The organism is Arthrobacter sp. 2MCAF15, from assembly GCF_052115605.1.
Lineage (GTDB): Bacteria > Actinomycetota > Actinomycetes > Actinomycetales > Micrococcaceae > Arthrobacter.
On the sequence record NZ_JBFRGZ010000045.1, the window covers coordinates 1 to 2,086 of the forward strand.

Below are 2,086 nucleotides of genomic sequence, written 5' to 3' on the forward strand. Positions count from 1 at the left end.
GGACCCCGCTGCCGCCGCCAGAACCCGGCACCAGCGCCCCGGCACCCCCCGGCACCCTACCGCCGCCGGAAGCCGACACCAGGGCCCCGGCACCCCGCCAACCGGCCCCACGCCGCACCGGACAGGGACCCCGGCACCTCCCGGACACCTCCCCGGGCAGGCCCCGGTCCCACCGGACACCGGGAGGGCAAGAACTGAATCGCCGCCGTCGAATACTGCACGCTCAGAGGAATGTAGCTAAATTCACACACCAACTTCGCCGGCCAGGAGGGTAGTCCCGGAAGCGAAGGGGCCAATGCAAGACTTCACCCTGCCACTCATCCAGATTCTCAACGCCAGCCCTTCTACAACTGCTAAGAAACGCGAGCTGCTCCCGGAACTGACGGCAACGTATGCGCGCGTGATGGGAATACGGCCGGACACCATCAGAGTCACCGTCCAGGAATTGCCCAGGGAGAACTGGTCTGTCCCAGGGATCACGCTGGCTGACTCCGGCCAAGACGAATCAATGCAGGGCCGATCCTAGGATTCCGGCTTAGCCGCCCTTAAGCGCGCCGATCTGCTGTTGTCGCGCCGGTCGGCGCAGCGGGCACTACTTTTCGGCTCGAACGGGGTAGCCCAGACGCTCAAGGCACTCCAAAACAGCGTAGGGATGTTCGGTCAAGAACGACCACGGCATATTTTCATCCGCCAGGAGATTTACCCTGCTCCACGCCGCCAGGGCCTTCGGGGGGTTTACGTATACCTCTCGAATAGTGGAGCGCTCCACCAGCCATGGGCCGAAGAAGCGCCTCAACCAACGAAACCTCATCTGGAATGCGATGTGCGAACTTGTAGGAATTAGCACGACCCAGGGGCCGGATACTCTCATGAGCTTTCCGGGCCTCTCCAGCCCACCCTTGAAACTCTGCGTCAATTGAACACCCTAGAAGAAGTCGGACGAGACGGCTGTCTATGGCCAAGTATCACTCGACGCAGCACGGTATGCGGTGAGGCCGCTACTGTTCCCGGGTTCCAGCAGCTGTATGCGATCTGCATTTGCCGTGGGCCGGGTTGTGAACGATTCCGCCCCTCGCTCTCAGTGGATCACTTCGCCTTGGCGGGGCCGGCCACAGCAAGTGATGCCGAAAGCACGTCCGGTTCGGTTCATACGCCCGGGGTCCTATTCGCCAGTGACCTGCGGCGCCCGGCTCGAAACCGGACGGCTTGAGGACGAAAGAGACCACGGGCCACGGTTCCTGGTCCTGAACAACCGGATGGAGTCGTGGATATCCGCGGCTGGCGCACTCTTTTGGCCTTCACCATCGCGCACCACGGGGCGGGGCGTCGGCAGCTGCCGGCGTCGACGAGTCCAAGCCGTCCGTCCCGCCACTCCCGAAATCAGACGGCCCACGCCCATGACAGCGTCGAGGAGCGTGAGGACGATGGCCCGGAGGAGCAGCGACAAGCTGCTGCTCCTGGTCTCCGGGAGACGCTTGGTAAGCCCGACTTCCTTCAGGGCAGCAGCTTCACGCCATGCGACGCCCTGGCGCTGGACCGCATCTCGGTGCAGCGACGCCCGTCTCTCGGTGCCGGCAGTATCCCGCCCATTCGGTGGTGCCGACCGTGGGGCAGGCGTGTGATGGAGGATACAAGGCCACCGGATGGCAACCGGGGCGTGTTTGCCGCATCCGGGCCCGCGTTTGGCCGCGGGTTTTGGGGGTTTTGGGGTGGTGGTGGGGGTGTGTGGGGGTGGGTTTGCGGTGGGGGCGTGGTGGGTGTATTGTTTTCTAAGTCGCCGAGAGGGAGACCAGCGGAAATGCTGGGAACCGGAGGCGGCCAATCCCCTAAATTTCAAGACCGGATCTGGTCGGCGTTTCGTGCGCTCCGGGTTCTGGTGGGGGCGGGTCGGATGGTTTGCGGGTCGCGGAAACGCTGATTTGCAAAGTGGTCCGGACTCGGGTAAGTTTGAAAAGTTGCTCCGGAGCGATCCGCGACTGAATGTTGGTTGTGGTGGTGCCGGGTGTGTCTGTTGTTTGAGAACTCAATAGTGTGCCAAGTTTGTTGATACCAATTTATTGTAATGGATTGGTTGAATTGACCAGGT

At 62.6% G+C, this 2,086-nt stretch carries 1 protein-coding gene; it reads left to right on the top strand.

All coding sequences use genetic code 11. From position 1 onward, the window contains the following. Nucleotides 1–295 precede the first annotated feature (295 nt). On the top strand, nt 296–526 hold the full coding sequence (locus AB4089_RS22865) for a tautomerase family protein (RefSeq protein WP_441411553.1): 231 nt from the start codon (nt 296–298) through the stop codon (nt 524–526). Nucleotides 527–2,086 lie beyond the last annotated feature (1,560 nt).